This window comes from Brevundimonas aurantiaca (assembly GCF_014199955.1).
Lineage (GTDB): Bacteria > Pseudomonadota > Alphaproteobacteria > Caulobacterales > Caulobacteraceae > Brevundimonas > Brevundimonas aurantiaca.
The window spans coordinates 1-17,576 of sequence record NZ_JACHOQ010000013.1 but is presented as its reverse complement, the minus strand read 5'-3'; the positions used below and the strand labels follow the sequence as shown (position 1 = coordinate 17,576).

Here is a 17,576-nt window from a genome sequence, read left to right as displayed (position 1 = left end):
GCGACGGCGAGAAGTCACGGTAAGCCACTGTTTTCATTAGTTTACTATTGATTCACCCTCCTTCTTGCCCGGCAGAATTTGCCGACCCCCGCCGTTCACTGGGCACATCTTGCCGACCCGAGCCCCAAAAGGACCCGACGAACGACCCTCGAACGGGGCGGCGTCGGCCCTCAGACGCGGCCTTCAGGGCCAGCCTTCAGGGCCGACCTAGTTGCGGAAGAGGCTCAGCAGGGTCTGGCTGGAGGAGTTGGCGATCGACAGCGCCTGCACGCCCAGCTGTTGCTTGGTCTGCAGGGCGGTCAGGCGCGCGCTTTCCTTGGCCAGATCCGCATCCACCAGATTGCCGATGCCCGCCTCGGTCGCGTCCTGCAGCTTGTTCAGGAAGGTCACTTGCCGACCGACCGACTTGGACTGGGTGCCCAGGGTCGAAAGGGCTTCCGTCACCTTGGCGATGGCGGCGTCGACCGCGCCCGTCGTCGCGGCGCCGGCGGCGATGGATTGGTTGGTGATGGTGGTGATGGCCGTGTCGGCGGCCATGCCGCCTGCGACCGTGAAGCCGATGGCGGTCGTGCCGCCGCTGACGTCCTTGATCAGATTGGTCGCCGTCGCGCCCGTCCACAGATTGACCCCGTCGAAGCCGGCGCCGGCCAGGGCCGAGGTGATTTCGGCGCCCAGGGCGCGGAAGTCCGTCAGATAGGAGGTCTGGGTCGCCCCGGTGGAACCGGCGATGCTGACCGCCAGCCCCTTCATCTCCTCCAGGGCGGCCGTCACCGTATCGCCGGCGGCCAGGGCCACATCGACGATCGACTGGCCGCGCTGCAGGGAGGCGCGCACGGACTCCATTGCGCCCATGTTGGCGCGCTGTCCGGTGGCGATGGCGTAGATGGCGCCGCTGTCTTTGGCGCTGGAGACCTTCATGCCCGTGTTGACGCGGTTTTGCGTCATTTCCAACTGGGCGTTGGTCTTGTTCAGGTTCTGCAGCGCGATGGAGGCGCCGTAATTGGTGTTGATGCTCGCCATTTTGGCTGCCCTCTTTCACTTCTGTGCATGTGCGACGCCGTTTTGGCGTCGGGAGCATTTTGCTCCGCCCTCCCTAGAGCAAGGGCGGGGCCAAGCCGGTGAGCCGAGCCCATTTCATCAAGTCATTGATTTCTCTGCCTTGTTGTTGATGGAAAGGCGGAAAACTCGGCAACTTCTGTCGTGCGGCGGCAGAAGTTGCCGAGTCGTTTTTGCCCCATGCCTTGTTAAGGCGGCGGGACGGACGCCCGTCCCGCCGCCTGCATCGCCCGCTCGGCCAGAAGCGTCTCCACCGCCAGCCGGCGAGCGCCGTCACAGGCCAGCACCTGGGCGCCGCGCGACATATAGGCGGCCTCAAGGTCAGCCAGGGTCGGCTCCGCCGGCAGCGTCGCCAGGGCGCAGGGGCGGCTCGCCGTCTCCGGCAAGGCCAGACGCGGCGGCGCAACCGGCGAGATCCGGGGCGAGCCGGCACAGCTCGCGGTCGTGAGCGCGCAGACGATCGGCGCGGCGGCTTTCCAGAAGAGTGTTTGCATCATCGGCCCTTTTCGCCTCGGAGACGGCGACGGCGGTCGCCCGCGTCGCCTGGGTCTCCTGCTGTTTGAAATGCTCCAATCGACGGAGTTGCGCGACGGTCCCCGCCTGCTCGTGACGCCGCGCCTCGCCCTCCGCCCTCGCCGAGGCTGCGGCCTCGGACGCCCGGGCTTCGGCCCGAACCCGTCGGCGCTGCTCCAGGTTCAGCGGATCCCAGCGAAAGCCCAGCCCGCCCAACAGGGCGACCGTCAACGCCACGGCCGCAACGACGGCCGCCGTCCAGCCCCCGGCCCGCAGACCTTTCCTCAGAGCGTCCGGGGTCATGGAAAGACCCTGCGATCCAGTTCGAAATGGGGGCCGTCCCGCAGGGTCCGCCAGTCGCCGCCCCAGATGATCGGGGTCTCAAGCTCCTGGGCCGCCGCCTTGAACGCCGCCGCGATCCGACCGTAGAGCGGCCAGTCCCAGCGGATTCGGCCGTCCACCAGGGCCGCCACATCGACCGCGTGGCCGGTCAGATGGCGCGAGCGTCGGGTGCGGCTGGCGCCGGCGGCGACCAGGGCCGCCTGTCGTTCGGGCGTCCGAACGCCCTCGGTGACCAGGAAATCGACCGGGCTCCGCGCGATGGCGGCCTCGACCACGGCGACCAGGGCGGGATGCACGCCCAGGAGCCGTCGGCGCGAGCTTTGGGACAGTCCGAAACTCATGGCCGACCTCCCGGCAGGCGAGGACGGGCGGTTGCGATCATGGCGGCCAGCTGCTGCGCCGTCGGCGCGACCAGATAGAGCACCAGGATCAGGGCCAGCAGCCCCATCAGCCCGTCCGTCATCTTGGGCAGCATTTCGGGGGGCGTTCGCCCCACCGTCCGCATCAGCAGGACCCACAGGCCGGCGCTGACCATAAAGGCGTAGAGCCTGCGCCACAGCCAGCGCGCCTCCGCCAGGGGCGGACTGAAAGACCGGTCCGAAACCGGCCGTCTGCGTCTGATCATTCTTCGTCCTCTTCATCAAAAGGCGCGCTGAAGTGTCGGCCGTCCCAGCCGGTTTGCGCGCGGCGATCCCAGTCGTTCAGCGCCTCCGGCGCATCCCAGGCGTCCCTGTCCAAGACCTCGATCGGTTCAGGCGCATCGGGCGAACGGCTCATCCGATCGCCGTGATGCGGATCACGCCTCCCGCGCCTGCGCCCCCGGCGCCGGACAGGTTCAGGCCCCCGCCGCCCCCGCCGCCCCCGCCGCCGAAACCGCCGCCTGGGCCGCCCGCCCGGCCTGGACCTCCAGCCTGGGCGTCGCCCCCGCCGCCTCCGCCGCCGACCCAGGCCAGATTGGGCGTTGAAGACGTTTGACCGGGTTGGCCCGCCGCTCCGCCGGGACTTTGTCGGCCGGTCCAGCCGCCGATCCCGCCCGGACCGCCCGCGCGGGGCGCATCGGCGGTCGACAGGCCCCCGCCCCCGCCGCCCCCGCCGGGGCCGTCGGGACACAGGGTTTCGCCCCCGCCTTGGGCCGTCGCTGTGATCGAACTGTCGCCGCCGGGATCGCCTCTGCGCAGCCCCAGGCCGCCGATGCCGCCCTGACCGGCGGCCGCGCCCCCGCCCCGACCCCCGGCGCCGCCGGCGGCGCTCAGCAGCATTCCTCCGCCCTCGCCCAGAGCGGTCCAGCCTCCGTTGGAGCCGTCCGCCCCGGCCCCAGAAGCGGCGGCCCCGCCGACCCCGCCCGCCCCGACCGTCAGCACCAGCGTCCCCGCCAGATCCTCGACCGCCCAGCGTCCTTCGCTCAAGCCGCCCGCCCCGCCGCCGCCGCCGCCGAACCGCGCCGTTCCCGAAGGCCCCGCCATGCCCGATCCGCCCCCGCCGCCGCCGCCGACGCAGACGACCTCGATCCACCGCGCCCAGGTCGGCGGGGCATAGACGCCGTCCGCGGTGAAGACGCTGGTTTCGCGCCGGGTGGCGCCTTGATCGAAGGCGACCCTGCCCGTCGCTCGATCCACGGCGAAGGCGCGGCGCCAACCGCCGCCGTCGGCGCTGACCTTCAGGCTCAGGTCCTCGTCGCCGACCAGACCCAGTTCCGCCCGACCGCCGTATCCGCTCTGGAACAGCAGCGACAGCACGTCGCCCGCTGCCTCCTTGTTCAGGGTCAGGCGCAGATCGCCGTCGCCGCCCTCGCCCGAGCCGCGCGCCGTAAACAGGGCGGCGTTGCTCTTGATCGCCAGGGGGTTTGCGGCGTCCGCCGTCGTTCCCACCCCCAGGCGCGACAGGCCCTGGGCCTCGCCCAGACAGTCGCCCAGTGGTCGCCAGCCGGCGGCGCTGCGGACCACGCTCACGCCCGCGTCCAGAACCAGGGCGATCAGTCCCACGGGCGCGGCGACCTCGGTCCAGCCGCCCGCCTCGAACCGCATCAGGGCGCCGGCCGGACGCCCGCTCCAGGCCGGGCCGACCGGCGCCAGCGGCAGGATGTAGAGGTCGCCGTCCGCGGGCGTGGCCGGTTGGTTCGAAACCGACCGGCTGATCACCGCCGTCTGCACCAGAGCGTCCAGGCGGCTCAGGGCGGCGTTCAGGGTCACATGCTTCTGCATCTGCCCCGCCGCCAGATAGGGCAGGACCAGCCGCGCCGTGAAATCTTCGCTCATCGCGCTCTCCGTTTATCGTCGGAGATCAGTCTGCCGCCGCCGCGAACCCAGGCGCGTCAGACGGAGAAGGAGCGGATTACGAGATTGTTTTCACTTGAACATTTTCCCCGCCCCCAGCGGGATCAAGCCTCCATGCCCATAGGGCTCAGTCGTGCAGATAGACCACACGACGCAGGGACTTGTGGTTCCTGACCGTCTCCAGATGGCGTTCATGCTCGCCGCTGGCCCGGGCGTTGGCTTCGGAGTCCTCGACCCAGTGGCTGGTTTCGATGTCCTTTTGCAGGGCCTTGGCCGCCAGCAGCTGGCCGGGGAAGAAGGTGTCGATCAGGTCGCCGGCGATGGGGACCGTGCCCGTCGCCGTATCCAGCGCCATATAGGCCGCCATTCTGGCCAGCGTCCCAGGCGCCGCCTTGGCCCGAATCGCCTGCAACAGCAGCCAGGCGCCCGTGCCCGCCGTATAGGCCGTGCCGACCACTGGCGCCCAGGTCAGGAGGGCGTCCATGCCGAAGCCGACCGGACCTATGCCGATGACCCGGTCCGACAGTTTCTTGACGCCCTCGACATTGGACCAGATTTTCTCGATATCCTTGATCGACCGTCTGGCCATGTCGCCTCTCACTGCGGCCCATCAACGCGACATAGCCAACAGCGTTCACCGAGAAAGGCAATAAGGATGTCGTTGCTGAAGACCGCAGCCAACGCCGCCGCCGGTCTGGTCCTGCTCGGCCTGGCGACCGTCGGCGCGGCGGCGCTCAGCGGCGTCGGACATCGCTGGGTGGACATACTGGCCCAGTTCACGGCGCCGGCCCTTTTGGCGGCGTCCGGCGTGACCCTGGCCTGCCTGATCCTGCGCCTCTGGCCCGCCGCCGGCGCAGGCGTCGCTTCGGTTCTTGTCCTGGCGATCGCCGTCTGGCCTCAATGGGCGCCGTCCCAGGGTCGCGCCGCGCCCGACCGGCCCGTCGTTCGACTGTACTCGGCCAATCTCTGGGTGGAAAACACCGACGTCGCCGCCATGAAGCGGTCGATCGCAGCGGCGGACGCCGACATTCTGGTGCTGATCGAGGTGGGCGATGCGGCGTCGGATCGTCTGGACGACCTCCTGGCGGGCTATCCGCACCGCGCGGTCATGGGGGCGGCGGAGGCGCCGGGCGGCCGGGCCCTCTCGGTCGTCGCGTCCCGCTATCCGATCCTGCGCCGCCTGCCCGCCTCTCGCGACGGCCTGTCGGCCGTGGGCGCCGTGGTCGAGACGCCCCTGGGCCCGATCAACGTCTTCGGCGTCCACCTGACCCGGCCGTGGCCCTATCAGTATCAGTGGGGCCAGATCACCCAGGCCATGGCCCTGGACGCGCGCCGACGCGCCGCGCCGCCCCATCCGGTCATCGCCGCCGGCGACTTCAACAGCGTATCGAGCGCCCGGATCGGCCGCCAGATCAAGACGGACATGGGGCTCCTGCCCGCCCCCGGCTTTCCCGGCACCTGGCCCTCGGCCCTGCCCGCCTTTGCGGGTATCGCCATCGACCAGGTCTATCGCTCGCCGGACCTGGCCCTGCTCAGCCGCCGCATCGGCGAACCGACCGGCTCGGACCACTATCCGGTCGTGACCGAGTTCACCCGCGCCACGCCCTGACTTCCGGGTTCAGCCGCCGATCAGGGCCTTCAGCCGGGCCTCATGGCCGTCCGTCGGAAAATCGTCGGCCACCCAGCCCTCCTCGAAGGCCTTGAGGATGCGTCCCGTGTCCGGTCCCGGCTGAAGCCCCAGCCGCGCCAGATCGCGGCCGCCGACCGGCAGCCGGGGGGGCGTCCAGTCCTCGGCCAGCCGCCGCAGCGGACCGCCGTCGCTCCCTTCCGCCGCTTCCGCCCGCGCCAGCCGATCTTCAAAGGCGCGGCGCCCCAGCCGATAGATCGCAGCCCGCGCCTCGGCCGCGCCCATGTCGGGCCTCACCGCCGGCCCCTCGGCGACGGCGGCCGCCAGCCGGTCGCGCACGGCGTTGGACAGTCGCAAGCCTTCCGCGATCCGTCGCACCGCCGTCTCATCACCCGGCAGAAGCGCCGACAGCCGCAGGACAGGATCGCCGCTGCGTCGGCTCAGGGCCTCGAACATCGCCAGGGGTCGAACCTCCGGCAAGACCTGGCTCAGCACGCCCGTCCTCTCCATGGCGCGCACGCTGGCGACCGGGTCCGGCGCCGCCAGCAGTTTCAACAGCTCCTTGGACACCCGCTCGGCCGAGAGCCGCGCCATGCCGCTTTTCAGAGCGGCGCAGGCGGCCAGTCCCGTCGCGTCCGGCGCGCCCCGCCCATACCAGGCTTGAAACCGGAAGAAGCGGAGGATGCGCAGATAGTCTTCGCGGATGCGCGTTTCGGCCTCGCCGACGAAGACGATCCGCCCCTCGGCGGCGTCCGCCAGCCCCCCGCCCGTCGGATCGAACACCACGCCGGTCGCATCGGCGTAGAGGGCGTTGAGGCGGAAGTCCCGCCGCGCGGCATCCTCCGCCCAATCCTGGGTGAAGGCCACCACGGCGCGCCGGCCGTCGGTCTCCACGTCGCGGCGCAGGGTGGTGATCTCATAGGGCGCCCGCTCTGAAACCGCCGTGACCGTGCCGTGCTCAACACCCGTCGGCACAGCCTTCAGCCCTGCCGCCTTCAGCGCCGCCATCGTCTGTTCGGGCGTCAGCCGCGTGGCGATGTCGATGTCGTCCACCGCACGGCCCATCAGGCTGTTGCGGACGCAGCCCCCGACGAAGCGGGCGCAGTCGGCGCCGCCCGCCGCTTCCAGCGCCGCCATGACGGCGCGGGTGGCCGTCGCCTCCAGCCAGGGCTGGCCTTGCACCGAGGCCGTCATGCCTCAACCTCGGCGGCGTCCCGCTCGGCCGCGCGTTCCGGGTCGACCTCGTCGCCGTAAAGACGCGCGTGAAGTCCCTTCAGAATGCCGGCCGTGACGCCCCAGATGTAGCGCTCCTGCCAGGGCATGGCCCAGAACCACCGCCGCAGACCGTCTTCCAAATCATAAAAGTCCCGCCGGTGATTGGCCGCGTCCATCAAAAAGTCCCAGGGCGTCTCGAACACCTCCGCCACCTCGTCCGGCGACGGCCGGGTCAGGGGCGGACGGTCCAGCCATCCGATCACCGGCGTCACCAGAAATCCCGTGCCGGTCTCATAGGCGTCCGACAGACCCAGAACCTCGACGGCGGCGGGGTTCAGCGCCACCTCCTCGTCGGCCTCGCGCAGGGCGGCCTGAACGGCGGTTTCACCAGGGTCCAGCCGACCGCCCGGAAAGGCGATCTGTCCCGTGTGCCGGGCCAGGGTGTCGGCCCGACGGGTCAGCAGAACCGTCGCCCCCTCCGGCCGCGCCACGACCGGGATCAGGACGGCGGCCGGCCTCAACTCCCGCACAGGCCGCGCCGCCTGGGGATTGAGATCGAAATCGGAACGCGCCGGCGCCGCCTCCGCCCGCCAGGCCCCGATCGGCGCCAGCCGCTCCGAAAGTCTGCGCCTCAGGGTCTCCAGACTCACGCCACGGCTCCCAGAGGAAACACCTGCCCGCCGGACCGGACCACCAGCCGCCCGTCCGCCTCCTCGGCCGCCTCGACCAATTCATAGAAGACCGCCCGCGTGATCCGCGCCCACAGGTCACGGCGCACATGCACGCGCGGCGCCGGCTCGCCGGTCTCGGGATCTTCGTCCACCACCAGGGGGTCGTCCGCCCCGGCCCGCACCTCGTCGCCGACGTCGGTGGTGAAGATCAGGTCCTCCCCCTCGCGCCGCACCGCCACGGCGCGAAACGGCAGGTCCTCGACCTCGATCTTCATCTTCTCGACCGGCGTGACCAGATGATAGCCGTCCGGGTCCAGGCGCAGAACGGTGGAGAACAGCCGCACAAGGGCCTCGCGCCCGATCGGCGATCCTTCGTGCATCCAGACGCCGTCGCGGCGGATCACGATGTCGATCTCGCCGCAATGGGCCGGATTCCACAGATGAACCGGCGGCAGTCCTCGGCCGGGCGCCTGTTTCGCCGCCTCTGCGACCGCGTTCAGACCTTTGGGCGTTTCATCCGGTTCTGTCATGACGTCCCTGACTTAGTGGCTGATCGGCCTGGACGGAACCGCGAAGCGATTCTTCGTCAGCCGATCCGGCCGGCCCTCCCGTCCGATCAAGGCGAGGCGTCGCCCGCCTTCATCCCCCGTCCTCTCCGTCCCCCGGCGCGCCAGGGCCTGCCCCAGAACCTGCCGTTGGACGCCCGCGCGACCTCGCCAGAACCCGCCCTCTGTATCAACGGCTTGCGGCCTCAGCCGCCGAACGATCCGGCGCCTCGCTCGACGCCCCTATAATGACGCCGGTCTTTGACATCGCAGAGAGAGAGAGCTAGGCGGGACCGCCGCCGGACAGTCCGATCCGTGTCCGGCTGTTTTAGCAATAAGATCAAAGGCCGTCGGACAGATCGGACACATCGGACACCTTTTTTCTGGTCCGATCCCTCGGCCTTGTCAGACCCTCGCCGACGCGACGGTCAGCCCACAGCCGTCGTGGCCCCCATCGCCGGACAGGCCGATTGGGGCCGGTGAGATTTCGCTTGAAAAACAAGGGGCGTCGGACAGATCGGACACATCGGACACCTTTTTTGTCGGACACATCGGACACTGTTTTCGCGTTCAATGAGCCGCCGAGGGAAGGTCAGCCGATGCGGACGCCGCCGACCGCCGTTTCATTCCCAACCGCCAGCCACAGCACGCGCCTTTGATCGACCGGTCCCGGCAGGCGGGCGTCGGGTGCGGCGACGAAGCCGAACCGCTCGAAATAGGCCCGGTCTCCGACCAGCAGAATCCCGCCGGTCGCCGTCATACGGGCATGATCGACGCAGGCCTGAACCAGACGCGCGCCCAACCCTTCGCTGCGAACCGCCGCCTCGACCGCGATGGGGCCCAAAAACAGGCCGGGCGTCGCGCCGATCACCACGGGCCATAGCCGGACAGACCCGACGATCCGGCCCTGCCGATGGGCGACGAAGCCCACGGCGGGTCGCGTCCCCTCGCGCAGCCGCTCGGCCGTCTTGGCGAAACGGCCCGGACCGAAGGCGGCCATAATCAAGGCCTCGACGCCCGGCGCGTCGGCAGGCGTTTCAAGGTCGATGGGCTCGGCGACCGGGTCAGGGGCCGAAATCTGGATAGAGGCGTGCGACATGGGCGCTCCGACGGGGGCGCGCGCACCTAGAACCAAAGCTGCGCTGAATCAAGGCGCGGTCTTGCGACGCCTTCAGCCCGCCTTCGAAAAGTCGGGCGCCCGCTTCTGGGTGAAGGCCATGAAGGCCTCCATGGCTTCCGGGCTTCGCATCTGGGATCCGAAGGCTTCGCCCTCGCGCTGCATCAGGGCCCACAGGCTTTCCGCATCGCGCATCAGCCGCTTGGTCTTGCGGATCGAATTGGGCGCACGGCCCGCCACCTTGGCCGCCAGATCCGCCGCCGTCGCCTCGACCGCCTCCGCCGGAACGACGCGATTGGCCAGGCCCCAGGCCGCCGCCGTCCGGCCGTCGACCGGCTCGCCCAGGGCGAACAGTTCGAACGCCCGCTGATGACCGACCACGGCCGGCAGCAGCAGGCTGGAGGCCGCCTCCGGCGCCAGGGCCAGATTGACGAACGGAACCGACAGCAAGGCGTCCTCGGCCACCACCACCAGGTCGCAGTGCAGCAGCATGGTCAGGCCGATGCCGACCGCCCGGCCCTTCACCGCGGCCACCAGCGGCTTGTCCAGATCGGCCAGGGACTTCAGGAAGCGGAACACCGGCATGTCGAACGGCTGTTCTGTCTGGGAGCCGATGGCGATGAAGTCCCCGATGTCATTGCCGGCCGAAAAGCTGTCGCCTTCGGCCCGCAGCAGCAGAACCCGCACGGCCTCGTCGGTCCGCGCCCGTTCGACCGCCTCCGCCAATGCGGCGTACATGGTCTGGGTGATGGCGTTCTTCTTGTCGGCCCGGTCCAGCGTCAGGGTCAGGACGCCGTCGGCCAGTTCTGTGCGGATATGTTCGCTCACGTCGTTTCCTCGTCCCGTTTGACGGCCGTCCACCAGTCGACGCCGTTCTCATCGCGCGTCCGTTGGGCGCGGCCGCGCTTTGCCAGATAGTTCAGATGCGCCTGGGCCTCGCCCGTGGCCATGCCCAGAACGCTGTCATCCACCGCGCGCCCGAAGACGGCGGAGAAGCCGTCGATCACCCTAGACGGTTGACGCAAGGTCCGCTCAAGCCGTTTCAGCGCCGTCTCATGGCCGCGTTTCAGAGCGTCGAGCCGGGCGTGAACGCCCAGGAAGGGTTCGCCGTGCGACGGCAGAATGAAGGCCCCGTCCGGCAGCAGGCGCCGCAGCTTCTCCAGCGAATCCATCCAGTCGCCCAGCGGATCGGCTTCGGGCTCGGTGGGCCAGACCGAGACGTTCGACGAAATCCGGGGCAGGATCTGATCGCCGGAGATGAAGACGTCGTCAGACCTACGCCACAGGCAAACGTGCTCCGGGCTGTGGCCTGACCCGACCACCACGGTCCAGTCGTCGCCGTCGATCTGGATCACATCCTCATCCGACAGCCGCAGATAGCTGCGCGGCATCGCCGCCACCCCCTTGGCGAAGCCGCCGTAATCCTTGCGCCAGCGGTCGATCTGGGCCTCGCTCCACCCGGCGGCCCGATAGTAGCGTTCGCCGTCCTCGGGGGCGTCCCCGGCCTCTTCGGCCATCAGCATCCGGGCGGTGACATATTCCAGCCGCGACATCAGCAGCGGCGCGCCGCTCCGCTCGCACAGCCAGCCGGCCAGGCCGACGTGATCGGGGTGCATATGGGTGCAGACCAGGCGGCGGATCGGGCGCCCTTCCAGCGCGCCGGCCAGCGCTGCTTCCCAGGCCGCAATACTGTCAGGCGTGCGCAGGCCGGTATCGACCACCGTCCATCCGTCGCCGTCCTGCAGGGCGTAGACGTTCACGTGGTTCAGCTGGAACGGCAGGGTCAGCCGCATCCACAGGACGCCGGGGGCGACTTCGATCGCCTCCCCTCCCGCGGGCGTCTGGGGCATGGGGTAGGTCAGCCCTCTTGCGTCCATCCCCGTCTTCACCGCCGTCGCATCGTCCGCCAAGTGGGTCTCCAATCAAAACGCGCAGACCTTAATCCCGTCAGCCCTCCATCGTCCACAGCCGCCTTGACCCTGCCCGATTAGAAGGCCACGAAGCGTTCAGTCCTTTCAGATCTCCAAGGTGTTCCATGAAAGCCCGCTTCGCCGCCGTCCTCGCGGCGCTGATGTTCAGCGCCGTTACGGTCGCTCCCGCCGCGGCCCAGACCCGCGCCAATGACGATCGCCAGGCTGTTGCAGAAGGCTCTTCACGAGCCGCCGCAGCGCGCCAACGGCGCGAACGCCGCCCTGCGCCGCCGACGCCTGAGCAGATCATGGCGGCGGCTCAGGAACAGGCCACCCTGGCCAACACCAACTGCCAGGTCACCGAAGCCAAGCTGCTGGGCGAAACCGCCGCCAAGACCTCGGTCTATGAGGTCGCCTGCGCCACTGGCCCGGGCTTCATGATCGAATCCAAGACCCCGCCGTCGGCCACGGATTGTGTGCTTCTGGCCCATTCGGCCTCGGTGGTGCGCGAGCGCGATCCCGCCGCCGACGTCGGCCCGCAATGCACCATCCCCGCCAACACCGACACCCAGAAGGTTCTGCGCGAATACGCCCAGAAGGCGGGCGTCCCCTGCACCGTGGACCAGGCCAAGGTCCTGGGTCAGTCCAACGACGGAGGCGTCATGTATGAGGTCGGCTGCGCCGACGCGGCGGGCTTCTGGGTCAAGCAGTTGAACGACAACTGGACCAAGACCCCCTGTATCCAGGTTCTGGCTGAAGGCGGCGCCTGCGCCTTCACCACCGCCGCCGAAAATGCGGCCCAGGTGAAGCAACTGCTGGCGGGATCGGAAGCGGCGGGCTGCGACGTCACCGAGGCGCGCCTGATGGGCCAGAACGCCAACGGCATGTTCTATGAAGCCAAATGCGCCGGCGCCGACGGCGTCATCGCCCGCGTGAACGCCGAGAACGTCGTGCAGCAGATCTACCCTTGCGCCACCGCTCAGCGGATCGGCGGCGGCTGCATCCTGACGCCGGCCCCTGCTGCGGCCCCCGCCCCGGCCGGCGGCCGCCCCTAAGACAGACCGATTGACGGCAAGGGGCCGCCGGAGCGATCCGGCGGCCCTTTTGTTTGCGGCGCCTCTTTCCCGAAACCGAGACGCAGCCTAGCGTCCCCGTCATGCGCATCGCCACCTGGAACGTGAACTCGGTCAACGCTCGCCTGCCCACCGTGCTGGCCTGGCTGGAACAGGCCGCCCCCGACGTCGCCTGCTTCCAGGAGATCAAATGCGTGGACGAGAAGTTTCCGCGCGAGGCCTTCGAGAGCCTGGGCTACAACGTCGAGACCCACGGCCAGAAGAGCTACAACGGCGTGGCCCTGCTGTCGAAACACCCGCTGTCGGACATCCGGCGCGGCCTGCCGGGCGACGAGACCGACGAACAGGCCCGCTATCTGGAGGCGGTGGTCGAGGCGCCCCGGCCGATCCGGGTGGCCTCCATCTATCTGCCGAACGGCAATCCGATCGGGACCGAGAAGTTCGACTACAAGCTGGCCTGGTTCGAGCGGCTGAACCGCCACGCCCGCGACCTGCTGGCCTTCGAGGAGCCGCTGGCCCTGTGCGGCGACTACAACGTCATTCCCGAGCCGGAAGACGCCAAGAACCACGCCGCCTGGACCGACGATGCCCTGTTCCAGCCCCAGAGCCGCCGGGCCTTCCGTGCCCTGAAGAATCTGGGCCTGGCCGATGCGCACGAAGTCGCCAACGAACCCGCCGGAACCTACAGCTTCTGGGACTATCAGGCCGGCGCCTGGCAGAGGAACCACGGCATCCGCATCGACTTCGCCCTGCTCTCGCCCCAGGCGGCGGACCGGCTCCGGGGGATCGAGACCCATCGCGAGGCCCGCGAGATGGACAAGCCCAGCGACCATGTGCCGGTGGTGGTCGATCTGGACCTGTCGGCCGGATCGGAGGGCTGACCCATGGCCGAGGTCGTTCGGGTGGTCCTGCTGATCGCCTTGGCGGCGGCCCTGCTGACGACCCTGGCCCTGGGCCTGTCCTGGTGGATGGAGCCGCCGCGCCGGATACGCCGGGCCCTTCTGAAAGCCCTCGGCGCCCCGCCTGAGGTCGAGGCCGTTTCCCCCCGTGAGGGCCGGGCCTGCGCCCTGAACTTCGACGTCGAACAGGTGGTGGTCCTGTGGGCCAACGGCGCCCACGGCCTGGCCTACGCCTTCGAGGAGGTCGAGGGCGGCGAGATCATCGTCGACGGCCATGTGGTGGCCCGCATCCGGCGCGGCGAGACGCGCAAGTCGCTGGACGTCATGGCGCCGGACGCCGAACAGGTGGTGCTGCGGCTGATGTTCGCAGACGCCCGTCATCCCGAGTTCGAACTGGCCCTGTGGGACGCAGCCCTGGCCGGCGGAACCGGCTCGCCCGGCGAGGCGCTGCGGCTGGGCCGGCGCTGGCTGTCGCACCTGGAAGCCCTGCTGAAGAGCTGACCGCCCCCCTTCCGATTGGGCGGCGAGCGGTCTAGAACCCCCGCTCATTCCTAACGACACGCCTTTTTACGGGAGGCCGCCTTGGCCCGCCTATTCGACGCCTATGTCGTCGCCGACTGGACCGCCGCCGAGACCAAGAAGCTGGGCGACAGCTCGCTGTGGATCGGGGTGGCCAAGCGCGACGTCCGCTTCCGCCTCTATACCGAGACGCACAATGTCGCGACCCGGGCCGAGGGCGAGGCCCTGCTGACCTCGATCCTGGCGGACCACCGAAAGCGCGGCGACCGGGTTCTGGTCGGGCTGGACTTCAACTTCGGCTATCCCGTCGGCACGGCCGCGCGGCTGAAGCTGGAGGGAACACCCTGGCAAGCCATGTGGAAATTCATCGCCGCCAATGTGGTGGACAAGGCCGACAATACGAACAACCGCTATCAGGTGGCGGCCAAGATGAACCGGCTGATGACGGACGAGGCCTGGCCCCTGTGGGGCGCCCCGGCCAAACAGGCGCAGCGCTGGCTGACGACCACCAAGCCGCCCGCCGGCGCCGGAGCCGACATCCCCGAGTTCCGGGCGACCGAGAATGCGGCGCGCAAGGGCCGGCTGCAGCCCAAGAGCGTGTGGCAGATGCACGGGGCCGGCGCCGTGGGCGGCCAGACCCTGGTGGGCATACCGGCCGTGCGCAGGCTGTTGGAATCTCTGGGACCTTCGGGCGCCGTCTGGCCGTTCGGCACCGGCTGGCGCGCGCTTAGCCCTGAGGATGTCGAGCCCCTGTCGGCCCTGGTGGTCGAGGTCTGGCCCTCGATGTTCGACGGCAAGCCCCATGAGGGCGAGTTCAAGGATCAGGCCCAGGTCCGCTCCACCGCCGAGGCCCTGGCCCATATGGACGAGGCCGGCGAACTGGCCAAGGCCTTCGGCCCGCCCAAGGACGCCACGCCCGAACTGATCGCCCAGGTGGAGCAGGAAGAAGGCTGGATCCTGGGGGTCTGACCCCCAGGTCCGTCAGGACAGGCGGTCGCGGAACTCTGACCAGTCGAACTCGCGAACCAGCTTCAGCGCGTCGGTGTCGCTGTTCCACAGGGCGATGGCCGGCAGCGGCACCCCGTTGAAGGTGTTGGTCTTCACCATCGAATAGTGGGCCTGGTCCAGAAAGGCGATGCGGGTTCCGGCGGTCGGCGCAGTGGCGAAGCCATAGTCGCCGATGATGTCGCCGGCCAGGCAGGAGGGGCCGCCCAGGCGGTAGGTCACGCCGTTCTCCGCCTCGTTCAGCATGGCCGGACGATAGGGGGCCTCGATCACGTCCGGCATGTGGCAGGTGGCCGAGATGTCGGTGACGGCGATGGGCAGGCCGTTGTGGAAGGTGTCCAGCACCTCGCCCACCAGTATCCCGGCGTCCAGCGCAATGGCCTCGCCCGGCTCGATATAGACCTGAAGCCCGTAGCGCTGCCCCAGATCCTTCAGGAAGGCGACCAGGGCGTCGATCCGATAGTCGGCGCGGGTCACATGATGGCCGCCGCCCAGGTTGATCCATTTCAGGTCGGGCAGCAGGGGCGCCAGCTTCGGCTCCACGGCGGCCCAGATCCGCTCAAGCGGCTCGAACCCCTGTTCGCACAGGGCGTGGATGTGCAGGCCGTCGACGCCGTTCAGATGCTCGGCCGTCAGCTGCGACACCGGAAAGCCCAGCCGCGAGCCCAGCTGGCAGGGGTCATATTTGGCGACCTCGCCTTCCGAATGCTCCGGGTTCAGCCGCAGGCCGATGTCGAACGTCTCGCCCTCTGCACGGGCGGCGGCGATCAGGTCGGCGAAGCGGGCGATCTGGTCCGGGGCGTTGAAGATGACCGTGTCCGACAGCCGCAGGATCTCGGGCAGGTCGGCGGGCTTATAGGCCGGGGAATAGGTGGTCAGGTGGCCCTTGTAGAACTCCCGCGCCAGGCGGGCTTCCCACAGGCCCGAGGCGCAGACCCCGTCGAGATATTCCCCGACGACGTCGGCCAGCGACCACATGGAGAAGGCCTTCAGGGCCAGCAGCACCCGGGCGTCCGCCCGCGCCCCGACGTCCTGAAGGACGGCCAGGTTGCGACGCACAGCGACCTCGTCGACCACGAAGGCGGGCGACGGGACGCGGTTCAGATCGAACCGGGCGAAGGCGCCCGGTCCGCCGGCCTGGGTCTGCATGACCATGGGGCTTATCCTCAGAAGTCCAGCGGGGCGTCGAGTTCCTCGACCGTCCACGGCAAACCGTGCTTGTTCAGCATGTCCATGAAGGGATCGGGATCCAGCTGCTCCATGTTGAACACCCCCTCGCCCTTCCACTGGCCGGTCAGCATCAGGGCCGCGCCGATCATGGCGGGGACGCCGGTGGTGTAGCTGACGGCCTGGTTGCCGGTCTCGGCATAGGCCTCCTGGTGGTCGCAGATGTTCTTGACGTAGACCGTCTTCTGCACCCCGTCCTTCAGGCCGGTGGCGATGGTGCCGATATTGGTCTTGCCCTTGGTGATCGGACCCAGGGAGGCGGGCTCGGGCAGCAGGGCCTTCAGGAACTCGATCGGAATGATCTCGCGACCCTGGAACATCATCGGCTCGATCGAGGTCATGCCGATATTCTCCAGCACCTCCAGGTGCTTGAGGTAGCTGTCGCCGAAGGTCATCCAGAAGCGTATCCGCTTGATTTCCGGATAGAATTTCGCCAGCGACTCCAGTTCTTCATGGTACATGAGGTACATGTTCTTCGGCCCCACGCCCTCGAAATCGAAGGTCTGCTTGTGGCTGAGCGCCGGGCCCTCGACCCACTGGCCGTTCTCCCAGTGACGTGAATTGGCGGTCACTTCGCGCAGATTGATCTCGGGGTTGAAGTTGGTCGCGAACGGCAGGCCGGTGTCGCCGCCGTTGCAGTCCAGGATGTCGAGGGTCTCGATCGAATCCAGCAGGTGCTTCTTGGTGTAGGTGGTGAAGACCGAGGTCACGCCGGGGTCGAAGCCCGAGCCCAAGAGGGCCATCAGACCGGCGTCCTTGAAGCGGTCCTGATAGGCCCACTGCCACTTGTATTCGAACTTGGCCTCGTCGCGCGGCTCATAGTTGGCGGTGTCGAGATAGTTGACGCCGGCGGCCAGGCAGGCGTCCATGATCGACAGGTCCTGGTACGGCAGGGCCAGGTTGACCACCAGGGCCGGCTTGACCGACTGGATCAGGGCGGTGGTCGCGGCCACGTCGTCGGCGTCGATCGCCGCCGTGTCGATGGTCACGCCGAAGCGCGACTTCACCGATTCGGCGATGGCGTCGCACTTGGCCTTGGTGCGGCTGGCCAGGGTGATGTGCGAAAAGATGTCCGAATTCATCGCCATCTTGTGGACGGCGACCGAACTGACGCCGCCGGCGCCAATGACCAGCACCCTGCTCATCTGTGCTTCTCCTGAAGTCTTGAAAGGCCTCGGCGACATCGCCGCCCGTATAAAGGGCGGGGCTCATAGCACGATGATGACAGGACCGCTAATGCGGGGGGGGGATTGGGACGAATTCGGGGGGATGTTTGACCGGTCGTCGGTTTTTCCACTTTCGCTACAGGCCGCTCACTGGTGGGCTTTAGGTGCTGGGGGCACTTTTACCTTCTTCAGCGGAAGCGCGGCGCTCGTCGCGGCTTGCGCTGGCGTATGGTCAAGCCACTGAGAAATCACCGGGGTCGCGCCTACGATACTGAGGATTAGGCCCGCAACGCCAATCACCAGGATAAAAATCCAATGGGCGGTGACGTGACCCCCGTTTCTCATCCAGCCATAACGAGAGTCCTTTGGTGATCTGAACTGGGGTTGGTGGGGTTGGCAAGAGGCCGTTCAGCGTAGC

Annotated in this window: 20 protein-coding genes; 5 read left to right on the top strand and 15 right to left on the bottom strand. The window is 68.7% G+C overall.

Annotated elements, in window-relative coordinates; translation table 11 throughout:
• Window positions 1–207 precede the first annotated feature (207 nt).
• The 7 genes from GGQ93_RS15210 to GGQ93_RS15180 form a co-directional block, all read right to left on the bottom strand.
• Window positions 208–1,020 carry a flagellin gene (locus tag GGQ93_RS15210; protein ID WP_183218177.1) on the bottom strand — a complete coding sequence of 271 codons (813 nt, stop codon included), beginning with the start codon at window positions 1,018–1,020 and terminating at the stop codon, window positions 208–210.
• 357 nt (window positions 1,021–1,377) lie between these two features.
• Window positions 1,378–1,872: a hypothetical protein gene (locus tag GGQ93_RS15205; protein ID WP_183218175.1), complete on the bottom strand. Its 495-nt coding sequence runs from the start codon at window positions 1,870–1,872 to the stop codon at window positions 1,378–1,380.
• Window positions 1,869–2,252: a M15 family metallopeptidase gene (locus tag GGQ93_RS15200; RefSeq protein WP_183218173.1), complete on the bottom strand. Its 384-nt coding sequence runs from the start codon at window positions 2,250–2,252 to the stop codon at window positions 1,869–1,871. Before GGQ93_RS15200 ends, GGQ93_RS15205 begins: the two co-directional genes overlap by 4 nt.
• On the bottom strand, window positions 2,249–2,536 hold the full coding sequence (locus GGQ93_RS15195; protein WP_152949779.1) for a hypothetical protein: 288 nt from the start codon (window positions 2,534–2,536) through the stop codon (window positions 2,249–2,251). Before GGQ93_RS15195 ends, GGQ93_RS15200 begins: the two co-directional genes overlap by 4 nt.
• A complete protein-coding gene (locus tag GGQ93_RS15190; RefSeq protein ID WP_152949778.1) occupies window positions 2,533–2,688 on the bottom strand; it encodes a hypothetical protein in 156 nt (51 codons plus the stop codon). Before GGQ93_RS15190 ends, GGQ93_RS15195 begins: the two co-directional genes overlap by 4 nt.
• On the bottom strand, window positions 2,685–4,166 hold the full coding sequence (locus tag GGQ93_RS16455; protein ID WP_183218171.1) for a DUF2793 domain-containing protein: 1,482 nt from the start codon (window positions 4,164–4,166) through the stop codon (window positions 2,685–2,687). Before GGQ93_RS16455 ends, GGQ93_RS15190 begins: the two co-directional genes overlap by 4 nt.
• 145 nt (window positions 4,167–4,311) lie before the next feature.
• The gene (locus GGQ93_RS15180) at window positions 4,312–4,773 is read right to left on the bottom strand and encodes a DUF4112 domain-containing protein (RefSeq protein WP_183218169.1); all 462 of its coding nucleotides are present in this window, start codon (window positions 4,771–4,773) and stop codon (window positions 4,312–4,314) included.
• A 66-nt stretch (window positions 4,774–4,839) separates the two neighbouring features.
• Between GGQ93_RS15180 and GGQ93_RS15175 the strand changes: the two genes are divergently transcribed.
• Entirely contained in the window at window positions 4,840–5,793 is a 954-nt protein-coding gene (locus tag GGQ93_RS15175; RefSeq protein ID WP_183218167.1) for an endonuclease/exonuclease/phosphatase family protein, read from the top strand.
• Window positions 5,794–5,802: 9 nt separating this feature from the next.
• Here the strand turns inward: GGQ93_RS15175 and GGQ93_RS15170 are convergent, their stop codons facing one another.
• The 6 genes from GGQ93_RS15170 to GGQ93_RS15145 all read right to left on the bottom strand — a co-directional run bounded on the left by GGQ93_RS15170 (window position 5,803) and on the right by GGQ93_RS15145 (window position 11,269).
• Window positions 5,803–7,005, bottom strand: coding sequence for a CCA tRNA nucleotidyltransferase (locus GGQ93_RS15170; protein ID WP_183218166.1), 1,203 nt, complete (start codon window positions 7,003–7,005; stop codon window positions 5,803–5,805).
• The gene (locus GGQ93_RS15165) at window positions 7,002–7,676 is read right to left on the bottom strand and encodes a CoA pyrophosphatase (protein ID WP_183218164.1); all 675 of its coding nucleotides are present in this window, start codon (window positions 7,674–7,676) and stop codon (window positions 7,002–7,004) included. The genes GGQ93_RS15170 and GGQ93_RS15165 overlap by 4 nt, the downstream gene beginning before the upstream one ends.
• Entirely contained in the window at window positions 7,673–8,227 is a 555-nt protein-coding gene (locus GGQ93_RS15160) for a DUF1285 domain-containing protein (protein ID WP_054765090.1), read from the bottom strand. The genes GGQ93_RS15165 and GGQ93_RS15160 overlap by 4 nt, the downstream gene beginning before the upstream one ends.
• A gap of 607 nt (window positions 8,228–8,834) precedes the next feature.
• Window positions 8,835–9,341 (bottom strand): GNAT family N-acetyltransferase, encoded by a 507-nt coding sequence (locus tag GGQ93_RS15155; RefSeq protein ID WP_183218162.1) that lies wholly within the window; start codon window positions 9,339–9,341, stop codon window positions 8,835–8,837.
• Between the two features lie 72 nt (window positions 9,342–9,413).
• Window positions 9,414–10,187, bottom strand: coding sequence for an enoyl-CoA hydratase (locus GGQ93_RS15150; RefSeq protein WP_183218160.1), 774 nt, complete (start codon window positions 10,185–10,187; stop codon window positions 9,414–9,416).
• A complete protein-coding gene (locus tag GGQ93_RS15145; RefSeq protein WP_224764459.1) occupies window positions 10,184–11,269 on the bottom strand; it encodes an MBL fold metallo-hydrolase in 1,086 nt (361 codons plus the stop codon). The genes GGQ93_RS15150 and GGQ93_RS15145 overlap by 4 nt, the downstream gene beginning before the upstream one ends.
• Before the next feature lie 125 nt (window positions 11,270–11,394).
• Between GGQ93_RS15145 and GGQ93_RS15140 the strand changes: the two genes are divergently transcribed.
• The 4 genes from GGQ93_RS15140 to GGQ93_RS15125 all read left to right on the top strand — a co-directional run bounded on the left by GGQ93_RS15140 (window position 11,395) and on the right by GGQ93_RS15125 (window position 14,729).
• Window positions 11,395–12,324, top strand: a complete 930-nt coding sequence (locus tag GGQ93_RS15140; protein ID WP_183218158.1) for a hypothetical protein — start codon at window positions 11,395–11,397, stop codon at window positions 12,322–12,324.
• A gap of 101 nt (window positions 12,325–12,425) precedes the next feature.
• Window positions 12,426–13,223, top strand: a complete 798-nt coding sequence (gene xth, locus GGQ93_RS15135; protein ID WP_183218156.1) for an exodeoxyribonuclease III — start codon at window positions 12,426–12,428, stop codon at window positions 13,221–13,223.
• Window positions 13,224–13,226: 3 nt separating this feature from the next.
• Window positions 13,227–13,742 carry a hypothetical protein gene (locus GGQ93_RS15130; RefSeq protein WP_183218154.1) on the top strand — a complete coding sequence of 172 codons (516 nt, stop codon included), beginning with the start codon at window positions 13,227–13,229 and terminating at the stop codon, window positions 13,740–13,742.
• 81 nt (window positions 13,743–13,823) lie between these two features.
• Window positions 13,824–14,729 carry a cobalamin biosynthesis protein CbiG gene (locus GGQ93_RS15125; RefSeq protein WP_183218152.1) on the top strand — a complete coding sequence of 302 codons (906 nt, stop codon included), beginning with the start codon at window positions 13,824–13,826 and terminating at the stop codon, window positions 14,727–14,729.
• A 12-nt stretch (window positions 14,730–14,741) separates the two neighbouring features.
• On the opposite strand, the gene GGQ93_RS15120 is transcribed toward GGQ93_RS15125, so the two are convergent.
• Window positions 14,742–15,920 carry a carboxynorspermidine decarboxylase gene (locus tag GGQ93_RS15120; RefSeq protein WP_224764460.1) on the bottom strand — a complete coding sequence of 393 codons (1,179 nt, stop codon included), beginning with the start codon at window positions 15,918–15,920 and terminating at the stop codon, window positions 14,742–14,744.
• An 11-nt stretch (window positions 15,921–15,931) separates the two neighbouring features.
• Complete coding sequence (locus GGQ93_RS15115) at window positions 15,932–17,137, bottom strand: saccharopine dehydrogenase family protein (RefSeq protein ID WP_183218150.1); 1,206 nt, start codon at window positions 17,135–17,137, stop codon at window positions 15,932–15,934.
• Window positions 17,138–17,576 lie beyond the last annotated feature (439 nt).

Excerpts from the sequence above, each read along its gene's own strand:
- GGQ93_RS15115 (WP_183218150.1), bottom strand. The coding sequence starts at position 17,137 with ATGAGCAGGGTGCTGGTCATTGGCGCCGGCGGCGTCAGTTCGGTCGCC.
- GGQ93_RS15140 (WP_183218158.1), top strand. The coding sequence starts at position 11,395 with ATGAAAGCCCGCTTCGCCGCCGTCCTCGCGGCGCTGATGTTCAGCGCC.
- GGQ93_RS15130 (WP_183218154.1), top strand. The coding sequence starts at position 13,227 with ATGGCCGAGGTCGTTCGGGTGGTCCTGCTGATCGCCTTGGCGGCGGCC.
- GGQ93_RS15200 (WP_183218173.1), bottom strand. The coding sequence starts at position 2,252 with ATGAGTTTCGGACTGTCCCAAAGCTCGCGCCGACGGCTCCTGGGCGTG.
- GGQ93_RS15210 (WP_183218177.1), bottom strand. The coding sequence starts at position 1,020 with ATGGCGAGCATCAACACCAATTACGGCGCCTCCATCGCGCTGCAGAAC.
- GGQ93_RS15175 (WP_183218167.1), top strand. The coding sequence starts at position 4,840 with ATGTCGTTGCTGAAGACCGCAGCCAACGCCGCCGCCGGTCTGGTCCTG.
- GGQ93_RS15205 (WP_183218175.1), bottom strand. The coding sequence starts at position 1,872 with ATGACCCCGGACGCTCTGAGGAAAGGTCTGCGGGCCGGGGGCTGGACG.
- GGQ93_RS15195 (WP_152949779.1), bottom strand. The coding sequence starts at position 2,536 with ATGATCAGACGCAGACGGCCGGTTTCGGACCGGTCTTTCAGTCCGCCC.
- GGQ93_RS16455 (WP_183218171.1), bottom strand. The coding sequence starts at position 4,166 with ATGAGCGAAGATTTCACGGCGCGGCTGGTCCTGCCCTATCTGGCGGCG.
- xth (WP_183218156.1), top strand. The coding sequence starts at position 12,426 with ATGCGCATCGCCACCTGGAACGTGAACTCGGTCAACGCTCGCCTGCCC.
- GGQ93_RS15120 (WP_224764460.1), bottom strand. The coding sequence starts at position 15,920 with ATGGTCATGCAGACCCAGGCCGGCGGACCGGGCGCCTTCGCCCGGTTC.
- GGQ93_RS15190 (WP_152949778.1), bottom strand. The coding sequence starts at position 2,688 with ATGAGCCGTTCGCCCGATGCGCCTGAACCGATCGAGGTCTTGGACAGG.
- GGQ93_RS15155 (WP_183218162.1), bottom strand. The coding sequence starts at position 9,341 with ATGTCGCACGCCTCTATCCAGATTTCGGCCCCTGACCCGGTCGCCGAG.
- GGQ93_RS15170 (WP_183218166.1), bottom strand. The coding sequence starts at position 7,005 with ATGACGGCCTCGGTGCAAGGCCAGCCCTGGCTGGAGGCGACGGCCACC.
- GGQ93_RS15180 (WP_183218169.1), bottom strand. The coding sequence starts at position 4,773 with ATGGCCAGACGGTCGATCAAGGATATCGAGAAAATCTGGTCCAATGTC.
- GGQ93_RS15160 (WP_054765090.1), bottom strand. The coding sequence starts at position 8,227 with ATGACAGAACCGGATGAAACGCCCAAAGGTCTGAACGCGGTCGCAGAG.